General features: G+C 50.0%; 19 protein-coding genes. 10 read left to right on the top strand and 9 right to left on the bottom strand.

The window, feature by feature from the left end:
* Window positions 1–272: 272 nt before the first annotated feature.
* The 4 genes from aroF (at window position 273) to rpsU (ending at window position 3867) form a co-directional block, all read left to right on the top strand.
* Window positions 273–1151, top strand: a complete 879-nt coding sequence (aroF, locus tag H6F90_RS29450; RefSeq protein WP_190555501.1) for a 3-deoxy-7-phosphoheptulonate synthase — start codon at window positions 273–275, stop codon at window positions 1149–1151.
* Between the two features lie 105 nt (window positions 1152–1256).
* The gene (locus H6F90_RS29445) at window positions 1257–2795 is read left to right on the top strand and encodes a glycosyl hydrolase family 57 (protein ID WP_190555500.1); all 1539 of its coding nucleotides are present in this window, start codon (window positions 1257–1259) and stop codon (window positions 2793–2795) included.
* A 440-nt stretch (window positions 2796–3235) separates the two neighbouring features.
* Window positions 3236–3583, top strand: a complete 348-nt coding sequence (locus H6F90_RS29440) for an RNA-binding protein (protein WP_190433663.1) — start codon at window positions 3236–3238, stop codon at window positions 3581–3583.
* 104 nt (window positions 3584–3687) lie between these two features.
* Entirely contained in the window at window positions 3688–3867 is a 180-nt protein-coding gene (rpsU, locus tag H6F90_RS29435) for a 30S ribosomal protein S21 (protein ID WP_190433665.1), read from the top strand.
* 53 nt (window positions 3868–3920) lie between these two features.
* Here rpsU and H6F90_RS29430 read toward each other — a convergent pair whose 3' ends face one another.
* Together H6F90_RS29430 and H6F90_RS29425 are read right to left on the bottom strand one after the other, a co-directional pair.
* Complete coding sequence (locus H6F90_RS29430; protein ID WP_190555499.1) at window positions 3921–4688, bottom strand: gamma-glutamyl-gamma-aminobutyrate hydrolase family protein; 768 nt, start codon at window positions 4686–4688, stop codon at window positions 3921–3923.
* 239 nt (window positions 4689–4927) lie between these two features.
* On the bottom strand, window positions 4928–5377 hold the full coding sequence (locus H6F90_RS29425; RefSeq protein ID WP_190555498.1) for a thiol-disulfide oxidoreductase DCC family protein: 450 nt from the start codon (window positions 5375–5377) through the stop codon (window positions 4928–4930).
* 180 nt (window positions 5378–5557) lie between these two features.
* On the opposite strand from H6F90_RS29425, the gene H6F90_RS29420 reads away from it, so the two are divergent.
* Window positions 5558–7216, top strand: coding sequence for a radical SAM protein (locus H6F90_RS29420; RefSeq protein WP_190555497.1), 1659 nt, complete (start codon window positions 5558–5560; stop codon window positions 7214–7216).
* A 46-nt stretch (window positions 7217–7262) separates the two neighbouring features.
* Window positions 7263–7451 (top strand): CPXCG motif-containing cysteine-rich protein, encoded by a 189-nt coding sequence (locus H6F90_RS29415; protein ID WP_190555496.1) that lies wholly within the window; start codon window positions 7263–7265, stop codon window positions 7449–7451.
* A gap of 3 nt (window positions 7452–7454) precedes the next feature.
* Here H6F90_RS29415 and H6F90_RS30320 read toward each other — a convergent pair whose 3' ends face one another.
* Window positions 7455–8507, bottom strand: a complete 1053-nt coding sequence (locus H6F90_RS30320) for a hypothetical protein (RefSeq protein ID WP_199296269.1) — start codon at window positions 8505–8507, stop codon at window positions 7455–7457.
* 206 nt (window positions 8508–8713) lie between these two features.
* Between H6F90_RS30320 and H6F90_RS29405 the strand changes: the two genes are divergently transcribed.
* Window positions 8714–11158 carry a VIT domain-containing protein gene (locus H6F90_RS29405; protein WP_190555495.1) on the top strand — a complete coding sequence of 815 codons (2445 nt, stop codon included), beginning with the start codon at window positions 8714–8716 and terminating at the stop codon, window positions 11156–11158.
* A gap of 34 nt (window positions 11159–11192) precedes the next feature.
* Entirely contained in the window at window positions 11193–12656 is a 1464-nt protein-coding gene (gene lepB, locus H6F90_RS31675) for a signal peptidase I (RefSeq protein WP_190555494.1), read from the top strand.
* Between the two features lie 9 nt (window positions 12657–12665).
* On the opposite strand, the gene ligA is transcribed toward lepB, so the two are convergent.
* A complete protein-coding gene (gene ligA, locus H6F90_RS29395) occupies window positions 12666–14732 on the bottom strand; it encodes an NAD-dependent DNA ligase LigA (RefSeq protein ID WP_190555493.1) in 2067 nt (688 codons plus the stop codon).
* Window positions 14733–14938: 206 nt separating this feature from the next.
* On the opposite strand from ligA, the gene H6F90_RS29390 reads away from it, so the two are divergent.
* Window positions 14939–16180, top strand: a complete 1242-nt coding sequence (locus H6F90_RS29390) for a glycerophosphodiester phosphodiesterase (protein ID WP_190555492.1) — start codon at window positions 14939–14941, stop codon at window positions 16178–16180.
* A 151-nt stretch (window positions 16181–16331) separates the two neighbouring features.
* Here H6F90_RS29390 and H6F90_RS29385 read toward each other — a convergent pair whose 3' ends face one another.
* A complete protein-coding gene (locus H6F90_RS29385) occupies window positions 16332–18086 on the bottom strand; it encodes a GTPase (RefSeq protein ID WP_190555491.1) in 1755 nt (584 codons plus the stop codon).
* 12 nt (window positions 18087–18098) lie between these two features.
* On the bottom strand, window positions 18099–20621 hold the full coding sequence (locus H6F90_RS29380) for a GTPase (protein WP_190555490.1): 2523 nt from the start codon (window positions 20619–20621) through the stop codon (window positions 18099–18101).
* A gap of 171 nt (window positions 20622–20792) precedes the next feature.
* Here H6F90_RS29380 and H6F90_RS29375 point away from each other — a divergent pair, with 171 nt between their 5' ends.
* Complete coding sequence (locus tag H6F90_RS29375) at window positions 20793–21149, top strand: hypothetical protein (protein ID WP_190555489.1); 357 nt, start codon at window positions 20793–20795, stop codon at window positions 21147–21149.
* Window positions 21150–21234: 85 nt separating this feature from the next.
* Here the strand turns inward: H6F90_RS29375 and H6F90_RS29370 are convergent, their stop codons facing one another.
* The 3 genes from H6F90_RS29370 to mnmG form a co-directional block, all read right to left on the bottom strand.
* Complete coding sequence (locus H6F90_RS29370; RefSeq protein ID WP_190555488.1) at window positions 21235–21828, bottom strand: TIGR04376 family protein; 594 nt, start codon at window positions 21826–21828, stop codon at window positions 21235–21237.
* Window positions 21829–21943: 115 nt separating this feature from the next.
* Entirely contained in the window at window positions 21944–22993 is a 1050-nt protein-coding gene (locus H6F90_RS29365; RefSeq protein ID WP_190555487.1) for a hypothetical protein, read from the bottom strand.
* Window positions 22994–23514: 521 nt separating this feature from the next.
* Window positions 23515–25428 (bottom strand): tRNA uridine-5-carboxymethylaminomethyl(34) synthesis enzyme MnmG, encoded by a 1914-nt coding sequence (gene mnmG / locus H6F90_RS29360; RefSeq protein WP_190555486.1) that lies wholly within the window; start codon window positions 25426–25428, stop codon window positions 23515–23517.
* Window positions 25429–25817: the final 389 nt, after the last annotated feature.

Below are 25817 nucleotides of genomic sequence, written 5' to 3'. Positions count from 1 at the left end.
AGGACTAACGACTCGTGACGACTCCCCGCACCAAAGCAATTTCTCAGATGCCCGCAGCTAGCCTGTGTGCCCTCAACTTTGGTAATTGCCTCAAGACGCAGCGTATTTCCCACCTGCGTCTTTCTTTTTGGGGAAGCTGGTTTTATAGCTTTTACTTTTGGACCAGGAGTTCCGGGTAAAGTCGCCATGCTGCTCGCTGCACGACCCGGAACTCTCACAAGGTTCCGGGTTTTTTGTTATCTCTCACTTCCTTACTCTCTCGGAGACCCACCATGTTAAACGCCAAACTCGCTAGCAAAGCCCACGCCAACCACAAAAGCGTGATTCAACTGTCTGATCACGTGACCGTTGGGGGTAAAGATCTGCTGATTGTCGGTGGCCCTTGCACTGTAGAAAACTTAGCCCAAATGGAAGCTGTGGCTAGCCGCTTACTCACAGCCCCGATCCAAGCCTTGCGGGGTGGAGTTTACAAGCCTCGTACCTCTCCCTACGCTTTCCAAGGTATGGGTTTGGAAGGCTTGGAGATTTTAGCCACGGTGCGGCAGCGCTACCACTTGCCTGTAGTGACTGAAGTGATGGCGATTTCTCAGATTGAGGAAATTGCTGCTCAGGCTGACATGCTGCAAATTGGTAGCCGCAACATGCAGAACTACGACTTGCTCAAAGCACTAGGCCAAGCAGGGAAACCGATTTTGCTGAAGCGGGGTCTCTCCGCCACGATTGAAGAATTCGTTTTGGCGGCGGAATACATCCTGGCTCACGGCAATCCGGATGTAGTGTTGTGTGAGCGGGGAATTCGCAGCTTCGACACCTACACCCGCAACGTCCTCGACTTGGGTGCAGTTGCTGCCCTCAGGCAAATCACCCATCTGCCGATCATTGTTGATCCGAGCCACGCTGCTGGAAAGCGAGAATTAGTAGCCGACCTAGCGAGAGCCGCGATCGCCTGTGGTGCTGATGGCCTGATCATTGAGTGTCATCCGGAACCAGAGCAATCTGTCTCGGATGCTCGCCAAGCCCTTTCTTTAGAAGAGATGGCGGAACTAGTCGCTAGCTTGAAGCCGATCGCGGTTGCGGTTGGGCGAGGCATTGCAGAAATGAATACCCGTCCTCTAGTTCCAGTTTTAGCGGGAATGGTGGGTGTCAAGTAACAAACAAGTAGCAAAGCAGATTCCAAACACTTACTTCAAAGGCTTGCCTCATGATCAGCATATAGAGGAATATGCCTTTATTCCCTGAAATGAGACTTCAGCTTTATGCCTGCCCTCAGTCAAGCAGCTAGTCTGCCGCTGCTTCCAGAACTGATTGATGGATTGCCCAATATTTCTGGCTGGGAGGCAGAAGTGCGATCGGTGGTGCAGCACGATCGCCCCATTTTTCTACCCACTACCAATATTTACCTTCAGGATGTCTCCGCTGCTTTTGCGATCGCCCTCCACATGCACCAGCCCATGATTCCGGCAGGTCCAGGTGGAGAGCTAATCAGCAATTTGCAGTATATGTTTGAGCATCCTTACGAAGGGGATAACCACAATGCTGGCCCCTTCGCCTACTGCTACAGCCGCATTGCCGACTTCATGATTGATCTGGTGGGTCAAGGTTGCAACCCCCGCATCATGCTGGACTACTCTGGCACTCTTTTGTGGGGACTGCGCCAGATGGGTCGGGGAGACATTTTAGAAAACCTCAAGCGCATCACTTGCGATCGCACTTACCACCCGTATGTCGAGTGGCTAGGTACCTTCTGGGGTCACGCGATCGCCTCGACCACTCCGATTCCTGACCTGAAGCTGCACATTCAAGCTTGGCAACATCACTTTGCGGCCATCTTTGGCTGGGATGCTTTAGCGCGAGTGAAAGGATTTTCCTTGCCAGAAATGCACCTTCCCAATCATCCCGACACCCTATTTGAACTCATAAAAGCCTTAAAGGAAGCGGGGTATCGTTGGCTTCTTTTGCAAGCAGATACAGTAGAAACCACCACAGGCCAACCGCTATCGCAGCCCCATCTCCCGCATCGATTGGTGGCCCGCAACACTGAGGGAGAAACTGTTAGCATCACGGCGCTGATTAAAACCCAGGGTGCTAACAATCAGCTAGTCGGTCAAATGCAGCCCTACCAGAAAGCTAGAACTCTCGGCCCGCAACTCGTTGGCCAGGTCACTATTCCGCCATTGGTAACGCAAATTGGTGATGGTGAAAATAGCGGCATTATGATGAATGACTTTCCGAGTACTTTCCGAAATGCCTGGTATGACATGAGCGCCCAAGCTCAAGGCCACTTTGGTGTCGTTGGCTTAACCGGCACTGAATATCTAGAACTCGTAGAGGCAGCAGGTTGTACCCCAGAGGATTATCCGGTTTGTCAAGCCAAGGGACAGCACCGAATTTGGCAGCGAGTTTTCGAAGCAGATACTCCCAAGGCGATCGCGCGGGCCATTACCGAACTCAAGCGAGAAGATCCTAGTTTTCAGGTAGAGGGAGTTTCTTCAGCTCATGCTCTGCGCTGGAGTCAAGGCAACGACCCTGTTTTGGCTTCCATGCAGAAACTCAGTGCGTTGTTTCACCAAACCCTTGATCCACTCCTGCAAGCTCAATCAAGCAATGGCGAGGCTAACCCTCACACTAATCCGTTAAGTTCTGCTTTAACTCAGCAGTCCCGTTATCGCCAAGCCCTCCTTTACAACCTGTTAATCCAAACCAGTTGTTTTAACTACTGGGGTCAGGGGATGTGGACTGATTATGCCCGTACGCTCTATAGTCGGGGGAAAGAGAGTATCTCCAGTCATTTTTAGAGAGTTGCTTAGTTGCGGCTGATTCGATAGAAGTTTGTCGTGGCGATCGCTCTAGCATTCCTTACCCAAAGTTTATTTCTCGACGGATAAAAAGTTGCAAGGCTAAGTGTTTAGCACTCCATCAAGCTAATTTTCCTCAGGAAAAAATTAGTTGAAATTAGTGATTAGTCTAGGAAAAATATCAATTTCAATCTTGCTTGGAGGCTGAATTCACTAGCCGACTAAAATTTCCGTAGGACTGCATTTTTTTGTATTAATTGCAACAAAATTATTGGACTAATGCAGAGACATTTGAGCGGCTCAAAGTCCTGTTAAATCAAACAATGGTATGGTAAGCTGTACTCGAAGAGTTTTATTCGGTTGTAGGGTTTGTTTTCTCATTTCGACAGGCATCTCTCCGAATTTAAATCTCTGCAATTTCTTTGATTCTGGAGAGTTTCATGTCCATTTACGTTGGTAATCTGTCTTACGATGTCACGCAAGACGATTTAAATGCCGTTTTTGCAGAGTACGGCACTGTTAAGCGAGTTCAACTTCCTCTAGACCGGGAAACGGGTCGCCCTCGTGGTTTTGGTTTTGTCGAAATGTCCACAGAAGCAGAAGAAACCGCAGCAATCGAGGCTCTGGATGGAGCTGAGTGGATGGGTCGCGATCTAAGAGTCAACAAAGCTAAGCCTCGCGAAGAGCGCAGCGGTAGCGGTGGTGGCGGTGGTAGAGGTCGTGACGATCGCAATAGCTGGGGCGGCGGCGGTGGCGGCGGTGGCGGCAGAGGCTACTCCCGGTATTAATCATTTCCTAGAAACTGAAGCACTGGCTTGAGTGGATTGAATTTGCGGTAATCCTGGTAAACAATACTCATCACGATTCAGAGGCAACCTGAGGGATATACAGAATGACCCAAATTGTTCTGGGCGAAAACGAAGGAATTGAGTCAGCGCTACGTCGCTTCAAGCGTCAAGTTTCTAAAGCTGGAATTCTCGCTGATGTGAAGCGTCAACGCTTCTTTGAAACTCCTCAGGACAAGGAGAAGCGTAAAGCGTTAGCCAGACGTCGCAAACATCGCTTTCACTAAACTAGGGCTAGCTAAAGCTAAAGCGAAGAGTTGTCAGTTGGCACTCTTCGCTTTTAGTTTGAGGCGGGCTGAGGCAGAGCTACGACCTGTGGTTGGCTGGCCGCTTGGACAAATGCCTTAAAAATCCTTTGTTGCCCAGAATCTTCTGGGGCAAGTTCTGGATGCCACTGCACTGCGATCGCCCAAGGATGATGCTGATGTTCTAGTGCTTCAATCACACCATCCGGGGCTTGAGCAGCAACGCGCCAGCCGGGAGGTGCGCTTCGGGCGGCTTGGTGGTGCCAAGACACTACATTAATTTCTGTTTCTCGATGGAGCAAAGTTGCAAGTCGCGTTCTGGGCAAAAGTTGCACGGGATGCTTGGCACAGTGAGACTGATCGGCTCGGTGAATGACGGTATTGCCAAATTCGTCAGGAATGTGAGGAACCAACTGGCCACCGCTCACAACCATAAAAATTTCCAGCCCTCGGCAAATTCCCAACATTGGAATTGACGTTTTCAGAGCTAGGTTAGCAAGTCCGAGTTCAAAGGCATCTCGCTCAGCATTGACGCGATAGATGCTGGGGTGCGATGAACCCTCGTACTCGGCTGGGTCAATATCGCCGCCCCCCGAAAAGAGCAGGCCATCGACAAAATCGAGGATGCGAGCCTGATGCATTTCACCAGGAGTTAGGAGTACAGGCACACCTCCAGCACGTCTGACCGCATCTATGTAATTGCTGAACAGAGAGTAGTGGCCTGTTTCGTTTTTGCAAGAAGTCGTGATGCCAATAATTGGCGGCTTCGTAATTGAGTTGGGGGATGGAAGAGGGAACAACATGCTGCACAATCATCCTAAGCAAGACAACCAGGAGAGCGCAGTCTTAGAACCAGAGTGCGATCGCCCGCTTTATGATCAACCACATTGGGATCATTCACTATTACTAAATTTCCCTAATTTGTTCTAGGAGTTGGCACGATCCCAAACATAATCTTAGGGTCGAAATTTAGGATACTTTAGTTGCCTGAGTTCTAACTGTGTTCAAACTGTCAGACTTGGCTTTAATCTCGCTCTAAACTTCAAGATTCTCTATTAGCTGACGCCGCTGGAGTGGTGAAGTAGCGATCGCAGGCATTAGAGTCGCAGGCAGGATAAGCAGAATGGTAAACGGCAGTGCGCTGCCCAAACAGGGTATAGCGATTGTCGCGTACTTGTTCATAGATGCGATCGCCGCTCCATTTCAGCCCAGGGAGGGCACGATAGGCAGCCACAAATACACTGCCTAGAGGAAATAATTGACCAATTTCTTCAGCGGCATCACTTCCCTGCCATCGGCGCTCTGGGGCTTCTGAGTCAATTAAGATCATGCCTAGTTCGCAGTCCTGAGGGGTGACGTTCCAGCGCTGTAAGCTTTCTGGATCTTGCATGGGAATGTACTGAAAGCGATCGCCTTTGTCTAAGCTTTCTAGAAGTTGTACAAGGGTAACGCAGAGGTTGCATTTGCCGTCATAGATTACGGTGTAGGGCATCAGTTTTTTAGAGAGTTGCCTTTCTATTGTGAATTATTCTCCTCCGTAGAGCAGAAGGCACGTGTACCTAAGAGTTCGGGGATGTCCGGAAATCCAGCCTGTCATCGCTTGCTCAAAATTGACTAGAGTGAGAGAGCTAATCCTTGTTCAATTCGCCTAGATCCGAGCGATCGCCCTTCTGTGACTAATTCGCCCTTTGCTGCCGAACGCCTCCTCTTTACTCCCGCTACACCCAACCCTGACGCGATTCCCACGATCTTTGCCTTCCCTAACGAGTACAACGTCGGCATCACCAGCTTGGGTTATCAAGTCGTTTGGGCCACCTTAGCCGCTCGCTCGGATCTGCAAGTCAGCCGCTTATTTACCGATGTTCACGAACCCCTCCCCTCCCAGCCAGAACTGCTCGGCTTTTCGGTGTCTTGGGAACTGGACTATGTAAATATTTTGAACTTGCTAGAATCTCTCGATATTCCGATTCGGGCTAGCGATCGCACCAACGCTCACCCGCTAGTTTTCGGAGGTGGCCCTGTCCTGACGGCGAACCCCGAACCCTTCGCCGACTTCTTTGATGTGGTGCTGCTCGGAGATGGCGAAATTCTGCTAAATGCGCTGGTTGCAGCCTACAAAGAAGTGCGAGGCAGTGATCGCGCCACTCAACTGCGACACTTGGCACAAGTCCCTGGAATTTACATTCCCAGCTTGTACGAAGTCACCTACCATAGCCCAGACGGAGCGATCGCCACCATTCAACCCGTTGACTCCACCATTCCTGCTCAGGTCGAAAAGCAAACCTATCGGGGCAATACTCTCTCCGCCTCTACCGTTGTCACCGAAAAAGCTGCTTGGGAAAACATTTATATGGTGGAAGTGGTGCGGAGCTGTCCAGAGATGTGCCGCTTCTGCCTCGCCAGTTACCTGACTTTACCCTTCCGCACAGCCGATGTGGAAACGTCGTTGATTCCCGCGATCAAACAGGGTCTGACCGTGACCGATCGCCTCGGTTTATTGGGAGCTTCTGTCACCCAACATCCAGAATTTGACTCCTTGTTGGATTACATCAGCCAACCTCAACATGACCAAGTACGGCTGAGCATTGCTTCGGTACGGACCAACACTGTCACCGAGAAACTAGCGCGAACCCTCACTCAGCACGACACCCGCTCCATCACGATTGCGGTAGAAAGTGGCTCAGAGCGATTGCGGCAAATCATCAATAAAAAGCTGCACAACGACGAAATTAACCAGGCAGCGGTGAATGCCAAAGCAGGGGGCTTAAGCAACCTAAAGCTCTACGGTATGGTGGGTGTGCCTGGCGAAGAAACAGATGACCTAGAGCAAACCGTGACGATGCTGCGCGGCCTCAAGAAAGCGGCTCCGGGTGTGCGCCTCACCTTTGGCTGTAGTACCTTTGTGCCCAAGTCCCATACTCCGTTCCAATGGTTTGGCGTGAATCGCCAAGCAGAGAAACGGATACAATTTCTGCAAAAACAGTTGCGATCGCAAGGGATTGATTTTCGACCGGAAAGCTACAACTGGTCGGTGATTCAAGCCTTGATTTCTAGGGGCGATCGCCGTCTCTCGCGCTTGTTAGAACTCACCCGCCACTACGGAGACTCTTTGGGCAGCTACCGCCGCGCTTTCAAAGAACTGCGAGGACAGTTACCCGACCTGGAATTTTATGTCTATGCTGATTGGACTCCGGATCTCGTATTGCCTTGGCAGCATTTAAAAGGACCATTACCCCAAAACACGCTGCTGAAGCATTTGGCAACGGCCACCAGTCTATTTAACTGGGAACACCAAGCCGCGTTAGAGCAACAGTTAAGCGTTCCCGCCTAAGACCTTCCTATAGGTAAAATGAGGGTTTTGCGCTGCACCTGAACTCATGCAAAACACGGCTGAATACTTCTGTGCCTTCTGTGGTGAACCTAACTTAACTTTTGTTGACTTCAGCGCTGGGGGACAGCAATCCTACATCGAAGATTGCCAAGTTTGCTGCCGCCCCAATGTGCTTTATGTCCACATTGATGAAGACACGCTGGATATTGAAATCGACAGCGACTATGAAGGTTAAGCGTTAACGTCGCTCGGCATCAACTCGCTGCGCCACCCCGACAGGCTGGAAACGCTTGGCAAAGTTGATGAATTTGGGGATTTTATCTCCCGTAATATTCAGCACCGGTAAATTGTGAGTTTCCTGCGCAGCATTATTGCCATAGCCAAAACGAATTAGGGTACGCTCTTTGCGACCCTGCCCATAGGCATTGACCACATCGCGCACCAAGTTGCAGCCCATGACGAAGCGGCCCATGTTGATGTCGCCATTGCCTGCAAAGTAGTTCCACTCCACACTCTGCCAATCGTTAGTGGAGCAGTAGAGATTGGCGACTTCAAACATTTTGGCTAAATGCACATCGTAGCGACGCAAAGAGCCACCATAGGCCGAGCGAGCGGTGTCGCGATCGGGCACGATGAAAATGCCACGAGCTTGTCCTCCTTGGCTGGCTGGCAGGAAACGAATGCTAGCAACGGGAACGGTTGTGTCTGCTGGCGTAGTGGCTGGAGCAATCGAGACAGGCTCGCTATAACCGCCGATCGCTGGCCCAAACTCAGAACTGGGAGCAGGCCGAAATTGCTGAACGGTATCTTGGAAGCGGGCTAAGCGATCGCCTCTCAAGTTCAAGGTGGGGATGTACTCTACTGTCTTAGTTCCTGTAGCCCGATAAGTCATAGTCGTGGGTTCGGAGTTGGTCAGACCATAGGTATCCACCACTTCCTGAGCCAGTTCGCAATTGATCGAGAATTGATCCAAGTTCAGATCGCCATTGTCCCCAACATATTGCCATCGCACTTGTTGAATATGAGGGCGCAACTGGTCGCAGTGGGCAAACGTGACCTCAAACATTTTGGCCATGTGCAGGTTGTAGCGGCTCAGAGCACCACTGGAACCGTTATACAGATTGCGATCAGGCACGATCAGGGTTAACTGCTCCTGACCATTTCTCTGCATGGGTTCAATTTGGATCGCGGTAATGTTCGCGCTGGGACGGGACCAGGCTGGCTGAGTTATTGAGAGCAGACCGAGCGCAGCACAGATAGAGGCACTGATTGTGAGAGATGGTTTAAACATAGGAAGCTTGCCACAGCAAAGCAATAAACAAAGCAACTAAAGCCTGATTGGTAAGTAGCTACAGTCGCGATCGCTATAATTTCCGATCTTGCCATGACCGATGTTACAAAAATTGCAACGGTCGAGATCGGTAGCTTTCAGCATGTCATGGTAAGAGTCAACCGCGTTCGGTCTAGCGATTCTTTTCTACTGCTAAGAGTTTAAGTATGAAATTTGCCTATGCTCTGCCTGCTGCTACATTGCTCCTGGTTGGCACGATAGGAGCGCTCGCCCACTTTTCTATTGCTCAATCGGTGAGGTCAGTGCCTCTGCGCCCTACAATCGTGAATCCAACTTCAATGGATAACACTGCTGAGCCGACACCTACTCCTGCACCCGGTGGTTTATTTGGGCAAAAGGATGGGCAGCAGCAAGCCTTTGTGCTCAAACATACGGAGGTGAAGGCGAAGGTAGCGGGCAATATCTCTCGCGTTGAGGTAACTCAAACCTTTGAGAATCCCTTTAAAGATCCGCTAGAAGCCATCTATGTTTTTCCCCTGCCCGATGAGGCGGCAGTAGATGACATGGAAATCAAAATTGGCGATCGCGTCATCAAAGGAGATATTAAAAAGCGAGAAGAAGCGCAGAAAATTTATGAGCAGGCGAGACAACAAGGCCGCACCGCAGGGCTATTAGAGCAAGAGCGGGACAATATTTTTACGCAGTCCTTGGCGAATATTCGTCCCGGTGAACGAATTGAAGTCACGATTCGCTACAGCGATAGCCTCAAGTTTGAGGGTGGTGATTACGAATTCGTCTTTCCGATGGTGGTAGGACCGCGATACATCCCTGGCAACGCGATCGGTAACAGCACCGATACAGATGTGGTGCCTGATGCCTCTCGGATTACGCCTCCCGTTCTCAAACCTGGCACCCGCTCTGGTCATGATATTGGAGTCACCGTTGAGATTGATGCAGGTGTGTCTGTGCAAGAGGTGCGATCGCCTTCTCACAAACTGAGAGTGGAGCCAGCAGGTAATACAACCAAAGTGCAATTGGTGGCAGAAGACACGATTCCTAACAAAGATCTGATTTTGCGTTATCGGGTAGCGGGCAAAGAGACGCAAGCCACGCTGTTGACGCAAGCCGACGCCCAAGGGGGGCACTTTGCGGTCTATCTCATCCCCGCTGTGCAGTACCGCAGCAATGAGATTGTGCCGAAAGATGTGGTGTTCTTGATGGATACCTCTGGCTCTCAAGAAGGCGATCCGTTGGCGAAGTCGCAAGAACTGATGCGCCGCTTCATCAATGGGCTGAATCCCAACGACACCTTCTCGATTATTGATTTTTCCAATACAACCACCCAGCTCTCTCCCGCACCACTGCCAAACACACCCGCTAATCGCGCTAAGGCGATCGCTTATGTGGACCAACTCAAGGCCAACGGCGGCAGCGAACTGTTGAATGGCATTCAAGCGGTGATGAATTTCCCAGCGGCAGAATCCGGGCGGCTACGCAGCGTCGTGCTGCTCACCGATGGCTACATTGGCAACGAAAACCAAGTGATTGCTGAAGTACAGCGCCAACTCAAGCCAGGGAATCGGCTCTACAGCTTTGGCGTGGGTAGTTCAGTCAATCGCTTTTTGCTCGATCGCTTGGCAGAAGTGGGTCGAGGGACGTCTCAGGTGATTCGCCAAGATGAGCCAACTCAGCAAGTATCCGAGAAGTTCTTCCGGCAAATCAACAACCCCGTTCTGACCAACGTTCAAGCCACCTGGCAAGGCTCTGGTGCTGCCCCAGAAGTTTATCCCTTAGCGGCTCCCGATTTGTTTGCTAATCAACCGCTGGTGCTGTTTGGACGCAAAAGCGATCGCGCCAGTGGCACTCTGAAAATCACCGGAGTAGCGGCGGGTGGAGAACGCTATGAAAAAATGCTCCAGGTTAACTTTGACCAAGGAGATAACAATCCCGCGATCGCTCAGCTTTGGGGCCGTGCCCGGATCAAAGACTTGATGAACCAAATGTTTGGTGGCGAAACCACGTCTGGCGTGGCAGCAGTTACTGATACAGCCTTGGCTTATCGCTTGCTCTCGCAATATACAGCGTTTGTCGCGGTCAGTGATGAGGTGCGAGTCAATCCAGATGGCACTCGCCAGAGGGTACAAGTGCCAGTGGAAATGCCAGAGGGGGTTAGCTACGAAGGTGTCTTTGGGAACGCTCAAGACGCTGCGATGGGGTCAGGTGCCGCTGTTCCTATGCCTGCGATGGCTCCATCTAGGAGTTTAGCGGGACGACCAGTGGGGAGTAACAACCAAGCAGCAACAGCGAGTCCTCCAGTAGCTAAGACCAGGGTGGCTGCTGAAGCAGAGGCGATCGCTCCTGTACCTAACAATTCTCGCTTGCAAGTGGTAAGTATCACGGGTTTAGATCCGGCGCAAATGCCTATGTTGACGCAATATCTGCAACGCCTGAATCTACCAACCGGATTTAACGGAGACGTGGTGCTAGAGTTCTCGGTGCAGAATGGTCGAGTCGGTCGCATTTTGCTGGATGACAAGACTTCTACCCTAAAAGAGGCGGTTGTGGTTAATGTGATCAAGCGATCGCTCCAGGGCTGGCAGCCATCGCAAGGTGTGACGGGTAAGGTGCGGGTGACGTTACGGTTGCGTTAGGGTGGATTTAGTTGAGCATTTATAGCCATCTGCCGTGACTGAGAATCTGCTGGAACTAGCTAAACAAGGGAATCCTGATGCGATCGCTACGTTGATGAATCGGGCTCTGAAGCCGCAGGGGATAACGGCGGCGGTGGAGTTGGTGGGCGATCGCTTGCAGGTGGAGTTGGTGGCGGAGCGGTTACCTAATCAGTCAGTAGCAATAAACTATGTGCGTCGAGGCTTGCTGGCTTTGGGTGTGGCAGGGATTCAGCAGGTGCAGGTTTCGGGGAAGCAAGTTGATCAGGCTGCACTGAGTTGGATGGAGGAGTTTGCGATCGCGGATCAAGCTTCTGTGTCTGATACAAGGCCAACAACGGCTATTCCTGCGGCTGCATCTATTGCCAGTTCGCGTTCTTTGACTCAGGCTGGTTCTGGTCAGAAGCAAAAGTCTGCGGGGACAGGAGAGGTAGGGGCGATCGCGAGTAAAGATGCTTGGTTCGCGGCGAATTTATCTTTGTTGTTTCCTGGTTTGGGCCAAATCTATGTAGGTCAGATAGTTAGGGGATTACTGTTTGCGGGGATGGCGATCGCCCTAATTTGGTTGGCTTTTTGGTCAATTTTCAGCCCTGCGGGCAATACATTAATTGGCTTAAGTTGCATTCTGCCAGTTGTCTTTATCTACATTGTGGATTTGTTTGAAGCATACCGTGGGGTAACGGGGGGTAGCATTCTAGAAGTTCACAAGGAGGATGCGAGCCAAAAAGAGAGTTGGTTGGCTGTTTTTTTGTCGCAACTTTTGCCTGGATTGGGGCAGGTTTACCTTCAGCAAAACCTTCTTGGTACGGTCTTGATAGTAGCCATGATTGTTGCTGCCAGTGGTTTAGTGGGCCTCAAGATTCATGTTTGGCTACCTGCAATGATTACGGGTTTTGCTTGTTATCACGCTTATGCTCATGCGCCGAAAAAATCAGCGATTCGAGCACAACAGATTATTGTTTTAGTGATTGCTAGTATTGTTGCAATTCGCTTATTAATGGGAGCAGTGCCTGCCTCTCTCCAGCAACGAATTGAGAGGTTTGTAATTCCTAGCAGTTCAATGGAGCCAACGCTACAAGTTAAGGACCGAATCTTTGTTTTAAAGTCTTTAAGATATGTGCCCAAAGATGGTGATCTGGTTGTTTTCCATCCACTGCAAAGAAGCTCTTCAGACAGGCCAATGAAAGATAAGTTTTTTGTCAAACGAGTGATTGGTACACCGGGGGAAACAATTCAAGTCAAAGAAGGTAGAGTCTATCGCAATGACCAACCTTTACAGGAGAGCTATATTTCTGAGCCTCCTGCTTACGAATGGGGGCCAGAAGTAGTGCCTAATGATGCCTACCTAGTCTTAGGGGATAATCGCAATGATAGTTTTGATTCTCATGTTTGGGGATTTCTCCCAGACAGAAATATTGTGGGTAGAGCGTACAAAATCTACTGGCCACCCGCTAGAATTCGACCTCTAAACCAGCAGTAAGTTTATTGTTCACTGGATTGATGCAATTAGCGCTAATAACTCAGCTTCAGTAAGTTGAGGAACACCTAAAGATTGAGCTTTTTCTAGCTTTGACCCAGCGTTTTCTCCAGCAACCAAATAGCCGGTTTTGGCGCTTACAGAATCGGTGACTTTACCTCCGGCTTGCTGGATCATGGCTTTGGCTTCATCGCGCTTGAGTGTGGGTAGGGTACCTGTGATCACGAATGTTTTGCCTGCTAAAGCTTGATTTCCGCTAGTGGGTTGAGCAGTAACTTCCGCAGCAAACTGCAATCTAGCGGCACGTAAACGCTCAATCAAAGTTTGGTTGGCAGGGATGCGAAACCACTGATGTACGGCTTGGGCGATTTCGGAGCCAATGCCATAGACACTGGCGATCGCACTCACCTCAGCACTCGCTAACTGTTCGACGCTGGGAAATTGAGCGGTGAGGGTTTGAGCATTGACGCTACCGACATGACGGATGCCCAAGCCGTAAAGGACGCGAGACCAAGGTTGATCTTTGGAATGGGCGATCGCATTGACGAGTTTCTGAGCGGATTTCTGGCCCATGCGCTCTAGCGTCATCAGCCGCTCTGTCGTGAGGTCGTAGAGGTCGGCGACGGAATGTACCAAGCTGTGTTCGACAAACTGCTGCACGAGTTTTTCGCCCAAGCCGTTGATATCCAAAGCATCACGGCTGGCCCAGTGAATCAAGGCTCCACGCAGAATCGCGGGGCAAGAGGCATTAATGCAGCGGGTGACAGCTTCAGTTTCAGGCTTAACCACGGGTTGACCACACTCTGGGCAGTGAGTCGGCATGGTGAAGGAGCGGGCATCGGCGGGGCGCAGTTCCTTCAGCACTCGCACCACTTCGGGGATAATCTCGCCTGCCTTGCGAACAATCACCGTGTCGCCAATGTGGATGTCGAGTTCGGCAATGCGATCGCGGTTGTGGAGTGTGGCGCGAGAAACGGTGGTGCCTGCGAGCTGCACAGGTTTGAGTTCGGCGACGGGGGTGATGGCTCCGGTGCGACCGACATTGACACTAATGTTTTCCAGCAGTGTGGGAGCTTCCTCGGCAGGATACTTGAGTGCGATCGCCCAGCGAGGAAATTTTTGGGTAAATCCGAGCTGGGTTTGCAGGTCAAAAGAGTTGATTTTGATCACTACACCATCGGTCATGTAGGGCAACTCCACCCGCTCGGTAGACCAGCGATCGCAGTAAGCTTTCACGGCTTCTAGGTTGGGGCAGCGCTCGCGGTTGGGGTTAACGCGGAATCCTACTTGTTGCAACCATTCCAGAGCTTCCCATTGGCTTTGAATTTGGAAAGGATGGGAAACTTCCCCTTGAGCGGAGGCATCGGGGATGTGCAGGGTGTAAGCGAAGAAGTCGAGGCGGCGTTTGGCGACGATGCGCGAGTCGAGTTGGCGCAGAGTTCCAGCGGCAGCGTTGCGGGGGTTAGCGAAGGAGGCTTCGCCTGCTTGGGCACGCTCTTGGTTGATCTGCTCGAACACGTCCAGCGGTAAGAAGGCTTCGCCTCGCACTTCGACTGAAGGGGGTGGGTTATCGAGGTTGAGTCGTAGGGGAATGGAGCGAATGGTTTTGATGTTTTGGGTAATCTCTTCGCCAGAGATGCCATCGCCACGGGTGGCACCGCGCACCAGCAAGCCATTTTCATAAGTCAGGGCGATCGCGTTACCGTCGATTTTCAGTTCACAAATGTATTCTGCTGCGCCGACATCTGGCGCAACTCTCCGCCAGCGTTCCTGCCAAGTGTTCAAATCGGCATTGCCAAAGGCGTTTTCTAAGCTGTAGAGCGGCACATTGTGGCGGACAGAGGTGAATTGAGAGGCAGGTCGTTCGCCAACGCGCTGGGTGGGGCTATCGGGGGTGATTAGCTCTGGGTACTGAATTTCTAAATCTTTGAGTTCTCGGTAGAGCTGGTCGTAAACCGCGTCTTCCATCGCCGGAGCATCCAGCACGTAGTACTCGTAGCTAGCCTTTTGCACCAATTTCCGCAGTTCTAATACTCGCGCTGCGATCGCAGGGGTTGGCTGTGCAGTTGGCTGTTCCACAGAGACGCTCCGTTGCCCATGAATCAAAACTCCAGACGCTAGTTTAACGCTCCCACTTCCGATTCTGGTTGAGGAAAAAGACCAAAAGCGATCGCAGTTTAACCCGCTCCTAAACAGCCATTAACAAAAACCTAGACTTAAGCTTAATCTGAACCCCGTATTTTTACTCAAGGAGGCGTTGTTCACCTGCTAGTGAGGAATTTTTCATGCTGCGTTTGTTCAAGCTAGGATTGCTAGCAAGTACCGTGCTGGCAGTATGGCCGATGGTTGAAGTGAAAGCTGCCACCCTAACCGGGCAACCCCCAATTGTAATTGGTCATCGAGGCGCGAGTGGTCTGCGGCCAGAGCATACCTTGGCGGCTTATGAGTTAGCGATCGCCCAAGGAGCCGATTACATTGAGCCTGACTTGGTTGCGACTAAAGATGGCGTGCTGGTAGCTCGTCACGAAAATGAGATTTCTGGCACAACCGATGTCGCTGAGCGTCCAGAATTTGCCACCCGGAAAGCCACCAAAGTGATTGATGGCGTGACCTATACTGGATGGTTCACCGAAGACTTTACTTTGGCAGAACTGAAGACGCTGCGAGCCAAGGAGCGAATTCCTGACCTGCGTCCGGGCAATACAGCTTTTAATGGGCAGTTTGAAGTTCCGACGCTGCAAGAAGTGATTGATTTAGCCCAGCGGAAGAGTGCTGAGCTAGGCCGTACGATTGGCATTTACCCCGAAACCAAGCATCCTAGCTACTTCGACTCGATTGGTCTGTCGCTCGAAGAACCTCTGGTCGAAACCCTGAATAAGAATGGCTATATCGGCCTCAATGCTCCGGTATTTATCCAGTCGTTTGAAGTGGGCAACCTCCAGCAGCTCAACCAACTCACCGATGTACCTTTAGTGCAGTTGTTTGGTGGGGCCACTGAAAAACCCTACGACTTTATTTTGAGTGGCGATGCTCGCACCTATGGTGATTTAACTCGACCCAATGCTTTGACTGCGATCGCCTCTTACGCCAACGGCATTGGCCCTTCCAAGCGCTTGATTATCCCTGCGGCAACCATTGACCAAAACCAAGACGGCAAGCCAGATGACTTGAACGGAGATGGCGTAATTAGCGATGCTGATCGGTTTTTACAATCGCCGACTACGTTAGTCGATGATGCTCACACAGCTGGTCTGTTGGTACATCCCTACACGTTCCGCAACGAGAACTTCTTCCTAGCCCAGGATTACAACGGCAATCCGGAACGGGAGTACGAACAGTTCTTTGCGTTGGGCGTAGATGGTGTGTTCAGCGATTTCCCCGGAACTGCGGTGCAAGTGCGGAATCGAGTTGCTGGTGATCCAAATGGCGGTAAGGAAGTCCCCGAACCCGGTTTGACTTTAGCGTTAGGAGTCATCCCTGTCGCAGCCTTCCTCCGCCGTCGCCGCACTCAGTCTGAACCGTCTTAGATTTGCGCGATCGCCACCCTAGCATTGATATTGATTGGCAACTTGTAAAACGCGCGCATTTGTAGGGGTGGGTCTCGTGCCTACCCCGCTTAGATGAACGGCACCCACAAGAGGTGCCCATACCACTGCTCCAAGCGCGATCGTCTAAGCACTAACTGACGGGAGGCATCATAGCAGCACTAATTTCGTGGATAATCCCCTCAAACTCCTGCCGAATTCCAATGAGTTGCTTGACCCATTCGTTTGACCCAGCGATCGCGCTCTCTTCAGTATGACGAGCCTCAGAAATTTTTCTATCAATCTCTCCGTAAACCTGAGCTTCAAACTCTCTCAGTTGGCTTTCAATCTGGCTCTCCAAGTTTTTCGCGATCGCTTGGAACTGGCTCGTAATATCACTACGAACCTCAGACATCTTCCTCTCGGTTTCCCGCTCTTGATGTATGGAATAAGCATCTACACCAACCGAAACGAGTGCCATAGCAGGTCCAAGAAACTTAGCGGCATTACCGATATTTTTAGCAATACCAACTGCTTGCCAAGGTTTGAATTTAAAGCCTACAAATTTCCCAACTGCCAAAACACCTTGATGTAAGCCGCTTCCTGCTACATCCATAGAACGAAGAAATCCTTGCCCCGCAGTAGATATTACACTTCGAGTTGCAGCTTCTGTGAGTCGAACTCCAACTTCTCCACCGATTTGCCCTAGCCAGCCAATCTGACCCTTTAAGCGATTCATATCTACGCCATTGTTAAAGTCTTGGGCAGATATCTTTTGATCTGCTTCCAAGCGCGCAACAAAAGCTTGAGCTAAATCGCTTTGGAGAACTTTTTCTACCTCTAACTGTATCGATTCAACTGCTAAGTTAATCACAGATTGCAAAGCATTTTCAGCTTGTTCGTAATGCTGACGGATATTGATCTCCACTTGTTGGTTCAAAACCCCAAAATCAGCTTGAGTTCCTACCTCTGCCGCAAGAATAGAGCCTTCCTGAGCAACTGCGGCTGACATTTTGAGTGTAATTCCCTGAACCTTGGTTCTTAAGCGATCGCGCTCTTTGCGGACTGTGCGAGAGAGGCGTGTGAGCACTTCAAGAAAGGCTGAATCTTGCTTAGAGTTACGAGTAAAGCTAACTTGGGCCTCATCAATGCAACCAAGGGCAATCCGAACTGGGGTATCTAAACGAGCAAGAGAAGCGCGACGTTTTGTAAACTCATTAAGCTCATCAATAAATGTATTGAAGCGGCTAATCTCAATCAAAAAATCTTCCTGGTCGTCTACGCCATCGCAATAGTCTTTTGCATCAATGAAGCAAACAGGAAATTCATCTAAGTTATAAGGCTTTAGGGCATCAGTGAGGCTCTTGCGATAACTGGCGATCTTTTGTTCTTCAGTCCCAGCTTCGTCAGACATTTTATTGACGAGCAGCATGATCTTCCAGCGATAGCCTTTATCAAATGCCAACTTTTTGAAGTTTTCAACTGTAATTGAGTCAAACAGCATGTAAGTCAGGCAGAAAACTAACAGATCTGCCTTCTCAATAGCATTGTAAGTAATGTCATCGTGATCCTTACGCTCTGTAAAAAGTCCTGGTGTGTCTATGACTTTGATGCCATTCCAGCTATAGCTAGATGTTTTGTCAGTTGCAATATCAGCATCAATGCGAATATCCCGTCGGCCTGTAAGAGCGGAAATAATTGTAGATTTACCTGCACTGTACTGTCCCACAAAGGCAACGCTGAGTACTCCTTGTTGTTGATAGTCTTTCAATCCTTCGCGCAGCTTCTTGCGAATCGCCGTGAGTTCTTCAGTACTCCCTTTAGCTAATAAGTTGTCAAACTTGACACATGCACTCTTAAACTGACTGCCAATAGTGGCAGCCTTAAAACCTGCATTACTTTGAGTCATGACTTGATTCCTCTATTGAAATTTGGCGTTTGGAATAGAAATGTTTTCTTGAAGAACTTCTTTCAGCTCGTTCAAAGACTTTTTCGACTGTAGAGGCAACTTGGTGGAGATAATGATGCTTCGTCCAAAGTCTCGTTTCACTCTGAGCACGCTCTTGCTAATATTTGCCTCGGTTAAAGGTTCACGTTGCTCAAGACAGTAATCGAGAATGCGCTTAGCGTAGGCTCGATTTAGATAGTTGGCAGAGGCAGCTAATTTCTTTTGAGCTTCTTCAAGATGACTTGCAATTTTTGACAAGCCGCCTATTAACTCATCGAAATACTGCTCAATGCTTGTAGCAACGGAATTGCAATGCTTGCAAAAATCACCTTCAGCTTGCTGAAGTACAACTTTCTTTTGTTCTTCGAGCTGGCTAGTCAAAGAATTTGAAATACCTTTAACAGCTTCACTACGCTTCTGCTCTCTCGATTTAAAGAGCCCGCTTAGTAGACCAGCAACAGTTCCAGCAATACCCACTGCAAAACCAAGTGGCGGAATAAAAAAGGAGAGAACAGCACCAGCAATTACTAGAACGCTACCACCAATACGAACAAAGTCTTTGTCAAACATGCTGGAAGATTGCTCGGAGAATTTGAAGTTACTGCTATTTAATTGAGCAACTAGCTGTAACTCATTTCCAATTTCTTCAATAGCTTCTTGAACCTCCTGGCTAAACTTTTGACTACTCTCTTGGTACGCTATCTTTAGGCACTCCTCAAACTTGATCGCCTTAAGTTTGCTCTCCCAGCCTAATTTCATGCTGGTTTCATTACTTTCCCAGTGACTTTCCGCAAAAGGCTGAACTTCGTTCATAGCAATTTGAAAACGAGCTTCAATCCTTTGTTTTAGAACTTCAAGAGTATCTTTTTCAGCTCTTTTAATAGTCTCCTGTAGTGCTTTACGTTTGTTTTGGAGAGTGCTAGCTAATTGCTCATACTTTTGAGCTTCTTTGATAAGCCAGATTTGCGGCTGCTCAATTGAGCCAACAGTCGAACCAAGTAACGTTTGCGATCGCCGAATGACACCATGTTTAATGAGAGATACTCGAATTGAATCGAGAAAGTCTTGCAGTTTGCTAGCTTGAAAAAGCTGCTGCTTACGTTTCTGATCCTCCGTTTCACGAGATATTTGTGCCGCAATCAACATTGCTGGAACAATACTGAAGTAATCGTTAGCGTAGTTCTGCTTGGCATATCTGCGAATACGTTCAATATGCCCACCTAAGCCACTCTTACCGTCCATCGCAAGCAGCTTCTCAGGATCTTGCAGAAAACGCTCTAAGAGTCTTGAATCTCGTAAATTATGCTTGACGTTGAGTAGAACAATTAATGGCTTTGCTCTTTCTTTTAAAGCTTGCAAGAAATTAAACTCTGTTTGCAAAATGTTGTCATTTGTCACCACGTAGCAAACGACATCTGCTTCTTCAATAATGCTTTGGGCAATCTCTTCATCAGTTTTCCCTCCTGGAGCACCGATGCCAGGAGTATCAATAATGCGGACATTCTTCCATTCGTAAACACGGTTGTATCGGGTAGTACGCTGCTTACCAACTCCGATTGCATCCCAGCCTTCATTCGTCACAATGGCATGAAGGGTGCTTTTACCAGCTTTGGTTCTGCCCATAAAAGCAATACTGAAGTGATTGAGGGCACGTTGCTTGGCTTGGAGAGATTCACGAACTTTGCCTAAGTCCTGAATGATTTCAGCAGTTAAACTTCGTCTTGTATTCTCAAGCTGCTTAGCAACCTCTTTCGCAGTACCAGCCTGTCCCTTATCAGTTGTTTTACTCCTTATCTCTCCAACTACTTGCTGGATATTACTCCCTAAATCTTGCAGAGCCGTGTAGGTTGACCTGAGGGCTAGTTCGGCGAATTTGTAATCCTCACGAGCGACTTCAGAGCACTGATGAATGGCATCATCATATTCAGGACCAGCTAAAAGAATTTCTTGCCGTAACTGCTCAACCTTCCGGCTAACATCTTGCGGAGCAATCTCCGACAGCTTGTTTACGAGAGAGCGAGACAGCAAAGAGTCAGCCCCCTTCAGTAAGCGAGCACCAAAAGATAAAGCTTGGGCTTCTTCAGCAGTACTCTTTACCTTAGCAACAGCACTTTCTGCTTTTATCAGCAACCGCTGTATAGTGTCTAATGGAATGCTCCAAAGCTGAGAAATATGTTCAATCATTTCTCGCTCTAACGGTGAGCAAAATCCATCCACATAAGCGATCGCAAGAATTTGTTGTATTGCTTCTACTCTTTGTTTTCGGGGTACTGCCTGAGCTACAGAATCTATAGAAAGCTGCTGTTCGTCTTGCGCTAGAATTTTTTCCATCTCATCTAGCGTTTGCTGGCTCACTTGGGCTTGAGAAGCTAACTCTCGCAGGCTTTTTGCTTCTTGATTATGGATTTGCTGATCCGCACAAACCATGTGAGTGATCAGCAGAAATGGATAGTTTAATTGCTCATCAGCTACTACAACGGGCTCAGTTGTTTGCATGAAGAGTTAGTTCAATAGAGCGACAGAGGTAGAGTTCCCGATACCTGCTGATGACTAGCATTAGTGAGAGAATTTTGCTCTTGAGTAGCGATAGCAAAATTGGGAAACCTTGCGGTATAGTACAGCTTTGGTACAGTACTGGTACATTAGCGGAATGCTTGGGGCTGAGCCATGAAAATCTGGGCAACTACGTTTGTCGTTTTGTTTGGCTTGGTGGAACTGTACCAATGGGTGCAACATTTTAACTGGACAGTGACCTTACCATTGCCCGTGTTTATCCTGGGCGGGGCCGCTTTAGCGATCGCCTCTAACTATGACAAACGTGCAGGCTTGCCTTTCGCCTTGAAGTTCGAGGAATCAAAGGCGATCGCTAACCCAACTCCCACGGTGATTAATCCTGTCGCATCAGGAATTCCCGTTCAGCTCAACTCAGCCCAGAAACCTTTAGAGCCTCAGTTACCCAACCTAAAATCTCAACCACCTCATCCCATTTCGTTTACGATTCAGCGCCCTGAGTCCCAAGAATAAAGCCCAAAGCTAGTTCCGCATTGGGTCGGGCTGAGTGTCGCGATCGCTAAATTTTAGACTTCCAGCTTTTCGCAGAAAGTTGGAACTACCGCCCCATGTTGCGCTTTAGTTGATCTAGTTCCTCGTCCATTTCCCAGCGCTTGAATTGAGCTTCTAGGGGATCGGCGCTGTTGTGCAAGTAAGTGTTGCTTTGGTTCCAGCCAATCGTCTGCCAACTCGTTGCGGTTTTGGCACTCGCATTGGCATTAGCACTCGCACGAGCTGCCTCCGCTTCCACCGCCTTGGCTCTGACTTCTTGGCGACGAGCTTGAATCTTCCGCTGCAACTCTTCTGTTTGCTTCATGCGTTCCTTCAGCACTTGCATTTGGCCCCAGCGTTGATTGCCTTCTCGCAACAAAGCGGCCTCTCGCTCCTCGGCTGGCTTCACCAAGTCCCATCTCCCGGCAGTTTTGGCTTTCCCAATCCGCTCATGCCAGCGCTGGATTTCTTGAGCTGTTGCCAAAATATTATCTTGCGCTTGCTTCTCTTTCAGACGCAAATCGGCCATGAGTCGCAGCGCTTCTTCCTCTTGTTCCCGCAGTTGTTCTTCCAGAGCTTGCAACTCCAAATGAGGGTTGTTCCGCAGAAATTCCTCTAGTCGAGTTTCCAGAAAACGGCTGAAATCTTCAAATAAACCCACGGCCAGAACTCCTGCGGTCGGATAAAGCTTTGTCTGATGGTAGCAAGGGGTAACCCAAACTCCGCTACAAGCTTAAGGAAGAACTTACGAAGCACTGGCTCAGTTTGAAACTAGCTCAAAACTGCTGCCCTACGTAAACCGATCGCACCTCTCCATTGCGGCGAATTACGGCTTCTTTGTTACTGACTTTCACCAAAGTCCAACCGCTAGAGCCAATGCCCTCACCCAAATTAATTCGCTGGGTGCTACCGCCAATTTCAAACAAAGCGGCAGAGCGATCGCCCCATTCCACAACCCCTTGCAGAGTTACTTGAGGCGCAGGCGCGGCAGGTGCAGCGGGAGCAATGGGGACAGAAGCGACAGGTGCAGGCGCGACACTGGGCATGGGGACTACGGGACGCACAACCACAGGACGCGGTACCACAGGTGCGACAGGTGCAGGGACAGGACGATTGTAGGGGCGTTGCGGTATCTTCGGCAGGGTGTAGATGCGCTCTAGCGCGCTGGGAATCCGAGTCAGCGGCTGGGCTAAGTTGCCAGTCACGGGTACGGTCGGCAGAGTTCCGGCAGATTGGGGTGCAGTGGTGGGAACTGCTGCTACTTGTTTGCCTGGGTTTTCGAGTTGAGCAATGGTTTCTAGCGATTGCTGCACATACGCACCAAATTGAGCATCTGCTAGCTCTTTAGTTGTGGGGGCAGGTGTGGTTATGACAGAGGAAGAGTTGCTAGTAGGGAAGAATCGCCCCAACTTACCCTGGCTCCCTAACCAGATCAAGATGATGCCGACAATGGAGGCACAAGCCGCCCCCAACAAGATCTTGTCGAACGAGTGGCCGAACTGGCGATGCTTTTCGAGTGAGCTATCGGTTTCTACCAAAGCTGTATCGGGAGCGTCGCTGCGAACAGGCTGGGAGGTGAGACCTTGGCGTGGCATGAGTGCTGAAGCCAGGATCATTTGAGGAATGGCTAGAGCTTGGACCGAAGTGTTCTCAATCGGTGTAGTTTCTGTGGGTAGTGAGGTGCCGCCTTCCACGACGCGATCTACGTCCTCAAACAGCTCATCCATCAATTTGTCAGCATAGTCCTCTACAGACCAAACAGGACTCGGCATTGAGTTTTCTAATGAGTCTGAGGCCATCTGGCTGGTTACGACATCTTGGGACATAGACTGCTCGCTCGGTGACAGTTCAATTAATGCGGGTATTGCTGGAGGAGGTTGGAGTGATTCTGCTCAACCAATCTCTCAAAAAAGCTAATGCTAGTGCGCCCTGATTATAGATATAAAGATTGCTTCCTGAAATCGTTTGCGAAGTAGCTTATTAAAGGCGATCGCGGCCTCATCAGTAGAAGGTTCTACGCGGAGGCGGAAAATCATGAGTAGTTTACAGGAAGAATACAACGAATCGTGTGATCTGAAGCTGCGATCGCTGAATCTACCAAAATTTAGCAAGAGTGGTGATGATTACAGGGTTTCGGGGTTCAGATTTTAATTAGTTGTTACAAAAAACCAAGGTGGCTCTGGTTAGGTTTGACTAAACCCGAGCCTTGGGGGCACTCGCCCCCAAACCCCCGCTGAAGGACGGCTGCGTCCTCCAGGCCTCCTCCAGACGAGTCTAGTTGGCGGTGTTTCGAGGCTTGGAATGCCCTAACCTCTAAAGTTCTGGCTCATTCCTCATCCTTCCTCCGTCATCCCTCAGTTCCAACCAACTGCCGCGCCCGGACTTCTAAGTAAACTAGGAGGGCGTTGATGTCGGCTGGGTTGACGCCACCGATGCGGGTGGCTTGGCCTAGGGTAAGGGGTTTGATTTTAGCTAGTTTTTCGCGGGATTCTTTCGAGAGGGTTTCGATCGCGGCGTAGTCGAGGTCGGCGGGGAGTTTGCGGTGTTCTTGGCGGGTGATTTGCTCAATTTGGTGTTGTTGGCGGTGCAAGTAGCCTGCGTATTTGATATCGATTTCTGCGCCTTCTTTTTCGACGCGTTCCAGTTCTGGGTTGCCGAGGTTATAATGGTCGAGGTTGGTGTAGTGGAATCCAGGGCGACGCAGTAAATCGGCTAGGGTAACGGAGCCTTTGATGGCTTGTTGAGTGTCGGTGGCAATCGCTTTGCCCACAGGGTCGTGTTCTTTGATGCGGGTTTCGTGCAGGCGCTCTTTTTCGGCGGTGATGTTGGCTTGCTTGCGGGTAAAGAGTTCCCAGCGGCGATCGTCGATGAGGCCAATTTCGCGACCGAGAGGGGTGAGGCGCTGGTCGGCATTGTCGGAGCGCAGGAGCAATCGGTACTCGGAGCGGCTGGTGAGCATGCGGTAGGGTTCGCGCAGGTCTTTGGTGCAGAGGTCGTCGATCAAAGTGCCGATGTAGCTTTGCTCACGGGGCAAAATCACCATCTCCTGGTTGTAGGCGTAGCGGGCAGCGTTCATGCCTGCAACTAAACCTTGAGCCGCAGCTTCTTCATAGCCTGTGGTGCCGTTGATTTGCCCTGCACAGAACAGCCCAGCTACTTTTTTGGTCATTAAGGTGGGGTAGCACTGGGTAGCGGGTATGTAGTCGTATTCCACGGCGTAGGCGGGCCGCAACATGGTGCAGTTTTCGAGTCCAGGCAGCGATCGCAGCATTTGCAGTTGCAAGCCTTCTGGCAGTCCGGTGGAGAAGCCTTGGATGTAGAGTTCTGGGATGTCTCGACCTTCTGGCTCAATAAAGATTTGGTGGCTCTCTTTATCGGCAAAGCGCACAATTTTGTCTTCGATGCTGGGGCAGTAGCGGGGGCCTTTGGCATCGACCCAACCGCCATAGACCGGAGACAAGTGTAGATTTTCGCGAATCAAGCGGTGCGTCTCGGCAGTGGTGCGAGTCAGGTGACAGTTCATCTGCTCCCGCTCTACCCAAGCTTCTGGGTCAAAGCTGAACCAGCGCACATCTTCGTCGGGGGGCTGGGCTTCCATTTTGCTGTAGTCTACCGATCGCCGATCTACCCGCGCGGGGGTGCCAGTTTTCAGGCGTCCGGTTTCAAATCCCAGTCGGTTGAGGGTTTCGGTGAGTCCTACAGCGGCGAATTCTCCTGCTCGTCCTGCATCCATCGACTTGTTGCCCACCCAAATCTTGCCGCCCAAGAATGTGCCTGTGGTTAGGACAACAGCTTTGCACTGGAAGGCCACGCCAAAGTAGGTTTGCACGCCGATCACTTCATCGTTTTCGCCCAAGATCAAGTCGGTCGCCATGGTCTCTCGCAGCACCAAGTTCTCCTGGTTCTCCACGATGACTTTCATGATGTTGGCGTATTCACGCTTATCGGTCTGCGCGCGCAAGGCCCAAACTGCTGGCCCTCTGGAGTTGTTAAGAATGCGCTTTTGCAAGTAGGTGCGATCGGCCAGTTTGCCAATTTCGCCACCCAGAGCATCAGCTTCATGTACAAGTTGAGATTTAGCAGGTCCGCCAACAGCTGGATTGCAGGGTTGCCAGGCAATTTTGTCGAGGTTGAGGGTGAGCAGCATCGTACGGCAACCTAACCGTGCGGAAGCGAGAGCTGCTTCACAACCAGCGTGACCCGCTCCAACCACAATCACATCAAAAGCATCTAAGAATTCTACGGGTGTTTGCAGGGTCATAGTTTGGTTCGAACGCTGGAGAATCTCAACTCACTAATTTTAGCGGTTATACTCAACCGTCAGGCTATATCCACTTAACTGTTGCCAAAGGAATTGATGCTGCACATCAACCTAAGTAAAGACAGAAAAATCGACAGAATATTGTTGGATTAGCAAAAGCTTTCCTCCCAGATGCTTCGCCCCAACAACTACAAGTTAATTCTTAAAATCTTTGCTTACCAGCTAATTCCATGAGCAATGCTCTTGAAGATTAATTAATATTTATTGAGGTTTTTATAGAGCGTTTCCTAGTCTCCTGAGGTACAGTAACAACAATGAGTAAACCAGCTGCGAATATCTTCTAGAGAGACTTGAGCAAATGCCTCTTGAATGGCTTTGTCTAAGGCTGA

This window comes from Trichocoleus sp. FACHB-591, from assembly GCF_014695845.1.
Classification (GTDB): Bacteria; Cyanobacteriota; Cyanobacteriia; order FACHB-46; family FACHB-46; genus Trichocoleus.
This window is presented reverse-complemented; position numbering and strand designations above follow the sequence as displayed.